Genomic DNA, 5150 nt, shown 5'->3' on the forward strand with positions numbered 1-5150 from the left:
TGAAAAAGCTGCTTACGAAGAAGCTGAACATGCTGCTAAATTCGCTGAACTTCTCGGTGAAGTTGTTACTGACAGCACAAAGAAAAACCTTGAAATGCGTGTAGAAGCTGAAAACGGCGCTACAGCTGGTAAATTCGACCTGGCTAAACGTGCAAAAGCTGCTGATCTTGACGCTATCCATGATACCGTTCATGAAATGGCTAAAGATGAAGCAAGACACGGAAAAGCATTCAAAGGCTTACTCGACAGATACTTCGGTTAAATAAATGATAACGCCCGCGCGATTGCGTGGGCGTTATTTGTTTACTTAACTGTTACTTTGCAGGTCATTTTTCTGGATCCGCTCTGAACTGTGATTATTGCAGTTCCTTTGCGGCGGCCTTTTACCACACCTTTTGAAGTTACTGTCGCTACTTTTTTATTTGATGATTTATATGTGATCTTCTCATCTGTATTCTTTGGTGTGGCTTTTGCTTTGATCTTGAATGTTTTTCCTTTAGATATATTCTTTACTGCAGGTACACCGGAAAGTTTCTTTGTTTTTACACCTGTGACCTTGATTTTTATTACTTTTTTCTTTTTGCCGGATTTTACAGTAATCTTTGCTGTGCCGGCTTTTTTTGCCTTAACAACGCCTTTTGCACTGACTGTTGCTACCTTTTTATTGGAGGAACTGTAGGTGATCTTTTCAGGGCTGTTGACAGGTTCAAGCGTTGGTTTCAGTGTGAGTGATTTGCCTTTTTCAAGAGTCACAGATTTTGACAGACTTTTAATTGACTTTGTTTTTACCGGCATGTTCTGGACAAACACTTCTACCTGAGCCATCAGACCTGTAGTTGTGGTAATTGTAATATACGCACTTCCTGTCATATTGGAATGTGCGGTTACTTTGAACCTACCGTTCTTATTCACTCCTGAAACTTTGACAAGTTTGCTGGTCGGAACAATGCTCTTGATCGGATCTCCTGACACGCGGAAAGCAGTTGATGACTGTCTACATTTCAGGGTAATCTGGTCAATGTTTATGTTCAGACTCTTGTTTGTATGTTCTCTTGTTGAAACCTGTCCGCATTTCCAGCAGTAAAGCTCCCTGTTTATCGATTCTGATACATAAACCGGACGGGTAACGCCTGTTTTAACGTCATTTATTCCTGTATAAGAAGAGCCGGTGTTTCTCCACTCCCAGTCATGTCCTTTTGCCGGAATCGTCATGTCTTCCAGAGTATTATCATCATCTCCGTCCCAGCCGTTCCAGAAGTTTCTTCCACAGTTTACACAGTGAAAATAGCCTCTGTGTCCCGGCTTTGTACAGGTGGCATCTACGTAATCAACATATACTTTCTTATGAAATGTTTTTGCTATGGTTGTTACATCCAGTGCGGCTGTTCCTTCCGCATTGCTGAAATTCTGTCCGCATGTATCACAGTGCCAGTATTCTACGTTTCCGTCTTTAATGCAGGAGGCATTTATACGTGTCTGATGTGTCAGCGGATCTGCTACATTATGGAAATGAATACCGAGATTTTTGGCATATGTTTCAGCCTTGGAACCGGCTTTACCTATGATTACCAGTTTCTCATTTATCTCTGTATCTGTGTTGTAACCCATGGCACGGGTATCTATAATAACATTTGTTCCCGGAATATAGATACTGACTAACTTCGGACAGTAATTAAAAGCCCCTGTATCAATTTCTGTGACGGTCTCCGGAATGCTGATACTGGTCAGTTTTTCACAGCCATAAAATGCCTGAAAACCGATTTCTGTCAGAGCATTCGGAAGTTTCATCTCTGTCAGTCCATAGCAATACCTAAATGTATTTTCGCCTATTTCCGTTACAGTAGATGGAACAGCAAATGTTTCCAATGAATAACAGTACTGAAATGCTCCATATATTTTAGTCAGTCCCTTCGACAGCGATACAGATTTTAATTCATCACAGTGCTCAAATGTTTTGTTCAGTTCTTTAATATTCTTTGGAATATTAATACTTTCCAACTTATAATTATAGGCAAATGCGCCTTCTCCCAAGCTTACCAGAGACTCTGGAAGAGTAGTCTCTGTGAATTTTGTCGCCTGAAAAGCATAATCGCCAATTGTGGTCAGGCTGTCTGGCAGGCTTACACTGAGAAGTCCTGTATAATTAAAAGCACTTTTTTCAATTGTTGTCAGGTTTTTTGGAAATGTAAGTTCCGTCAGTTCAATACAACCTGAAAAGGCATTTACACCAATCTCTGTCACACTTTCAGGTAAAATTATCTTATTCAATCTGCTACAGTTGTCAAACATTCCCTCACTTATCCTTGTAATTCCCTTTGGAAGAGTGACACTGCGAAGATTCTTGCACTCATAGAAAACATATGTGTCGATACTGGTCAGAGCATCCGGAAGTTCAAATGTTTTGAAACCGCATCCATAAAACGCAGCGTTTCCAAGACTTGTCAGATTAGCTGGAAGATCAATACTCTCCAGTTTCGTACAGTTGTAAAACGTGCTCGTTCCTATGCTTGTAATTTTTGACGGAATATGGATATTTGTAAGACTGGTACAGCCGTAAAAAGCTGAATCCCCCATACTCGTCAGGCTCTCCGGAAGAGAAACCTCTGTCAGCTTCGTACAGCCGCTGAATATATTGCTTCCTATGCTTGTAACTCCTGCAGGAATACTGATACTTGTAAGGCTTGTACAATCATAAAAAGTACTCGATCCTATGCTTGTCAGTGTTGAAGGTAAGGTAATACTCGTCAGATTTTTGCAATCTCTAAACAGATCTGAATATCCTTCGCCCAGTACGGTGATTCCTTCTGATACTTGAATTATTTTGATATTCTCATTTTCTCTGAGATCATATGTATCAACTTTTCCTTCTCCTTCAATAACAAGCCTGCCATCTGCATATAGTTTATAGGATGTGTTCTGATAGTCCTCGCTTCCACTATAAGTATCACCGCAATAGCCTTCTTTTATTACTTCCTGGCTTTCACCTGCTGCATCAGTGCTGTCATCTGAGAAATCTTCTGCAGAGATTCCTTCTTCATCTTCATTATCGGCAGTTTCTTCGCCAATTTCTACTTCATCTTCGAATTCCTGTGAATCGGCATCTGCATCTGTTACATCGGTATTCGGGTTGTCCATGTCAGTAGTTTCTGCATCGACTTCCTCCTCGGTTGTACCTTCTGCACTGACTTCTCCTGTGTCAGTAGTTTCTGCATTAGATTTCCCTGTGTCAGTAGTTTCTGCATTAGATTTCCCTGTGTCAGTAGTTTCTGCATTAGATTTCCCTGTGTCAGTGCTCTCACCGGAAAAATCTTCCGCAGCTTCTTCCTGTGCAGTGCTCTCTTCTGACTCCTGTAAATCCGCTGTTTCTGCTACCTGCACATTATCTGCTGCATATATAGCTTCTACAGGTGCTGTTACTCCTGATGCGACCATGGCTGCCGTCAGAAGCACTGCGATTTTGTTTCTTTTCATGTAAATCCCCCATTCTACTATTTTTAATCGCCATAAAACATACAGATTCAAGAATGCCGCTGCATTCTTGCTGCGAGATGCGCGTCATGCAATGCATGACATACTTCTTCTGCGCATCTCTGCAATCCTGCCGGAGGCTATATCAGATGGGGGATTGACTCCCACCACTGATACTGATTTGTTGCTCGCCACCTACAGAGGTGGGAGTCATCTCACATCTGATATACTATAGAACAGAGTGGAGTTAAAAGCAATTAACTGACTGCATAGTATATTTAATGTTCCTCATAACATAATCGGATGTGTTCCATTTGCAGACAGAACACTGGATTCTATTGACCTGTTTCTTGGATTTTCCCGTTTACAGTCAACTCCTGGCCTGGATTCTGTTGACCTGTTTCTTGGATTTTCCTGTTTACAGTCAACTCCTGACATGGATTTTATTGACCTGTTTCTTGGATTTTCCCATTTACAGTCAACTCCTGACATGGATTTTATTGACCTGTTTCTTGGATTTTCCCATTTACAGTCAATTTCTTGGCTGGATTTTATTGACCTGTTTCTCGGATTTTCCCATTTACAGTCAACTCCTGGCCTGGATAAAATAAAAATATCCGTACTACTCTGCAGGTTCTTCCATAGAGTCTGTACGGATATTTTTGATTCTGGTATTTATATGTTGCTATGAACAGCAGTCTTTACTTTACGGTTACCTTGCAGGTCATTTTCTTTGATCCGCTCTGAACTGTGATTGTTGCAGTTCCTTTGCGAAGACCTTTGACTACACCTTTGGAATTTACAGTTGCAACTTTCTTATTGGAAGATTTGTAGATGATTTTTTCATCTGTATTCTTCGGTGTTGCTTTTGCTTTTATCTTGAAGGATTTTCCTTTGGAAATTTTCTTCGTTGCCGGTACACCGGAAAGCTTCGTTGTCTTCAAACCTGTAACTGTTACAGTCACAACTGTTTTCTTTTTGCCGGATTTTACAGTGATCTTTGCAGTACCGGATTTCTTTGCCTGAATAACTCCCTTGGAATTGACTGTTGCAACTTTTTTGTTTGATGATGCGTATGTAACTTTTTCTTTGCTTGTTACAGGTGTAACTGTAACTGAAGCTGCCAGTCCTTTATAGGATGTTCCTTTGACAAGTGTCAGTTTTCTGGTTATTGTGGTGATCTTTTCAGTCTTTACTGCTGCCTTCTGTACAGTTACTTTGAAAGAGGCAGTCTTGTTACTTGCAAGGTACACAGTAACTGTTGTGCTTCCGGTCTTCTTAGTAGCTGTCAGTTTGAACGTTCCGTCATTCTTTACTGAAGATACTTTCACAAATCCTGTGTTTCTGGAAATGACTTTTGTAACGTAATCTCCTGTTGCAAATCCTGTTGCTCTGAATGCTGTTGTTGACTGACCTGTTTTCATTTTCAGGGAAGATGCTGTCAGAGAAATCGTTGGGGTAAGTTTCGCTATAGTGTTCTGTTTTTTCAGCACCGTACCACATACCTTGCAATGACTTCCTTCTGTCTTTCCTTCTCTGAGTACTGTCGCTGTTACTGCGGCATCTTTTACTGTTATCCGGCATTTTATCTGGTCCTATACCATGCCACATTCAATCAAATTAAAAAGGGGCACAGCATAAATTATTCTGATGGATTTTTCATCGGATTACTTTATGCCGTG

Annotated in this window: 2 protein-coding genes and 1 pseudogene; 1 reads left to right on the top strand and 2 read right to left on the bottom strand. The window is 40.7% G+C overall.

Annotation, left to right across the window (positions count from 1 at the left end; all coding sequences use genetic code 11):
* Positions 1–262 (top strand): annotated as a pseudogene (locus tag ACTNB8_RS16035) (NADH peroxidase); the annotation flags it as partial.
* A 41-nt stretch (positions 263–303) separates the two neighbouring features.
* Here ACTNB8_RS16035 and ACTNB8_RS16040 read toward each other — a convergent pair.
* Together ACTNB8_RS16040 and ACTNB8_RS16045 are read right to left on the bottom strand one after the other, a co-directional pair.
* Entirely contained in the window at positions 304–3471 is a 3168-nt protein-coding gene (locus ACTNB8_RS16040; protein ID WP_441056075.1) for a leucine-rich repeat protein, read from the bottom strand.
* A 698-nt stretch (positions 3472–4169) separates the two neighbouring features.
* A complete protein-coding gene (locus ACTNB8_RS16045) occupies positions 4170–4961 on the bottom strand; it encodes an Ig-like domain-containing protein (RefSeq protein WP_441056076.1) in 792 nt (263 codons plus the stop codon).
* Positions 4962–5150 lie beyond the last annotated feature (189 nt).

This window comes from Blautia sp. HCP28S3_G10 (assembly GCF_052065235.1).
In the GTDB taxonomy this organism is placed as follows: domain Bacteria; phylum Bacillota; class Clostridia; order Lachnospirales; family Lachnospiraceae; genus Blautia_A.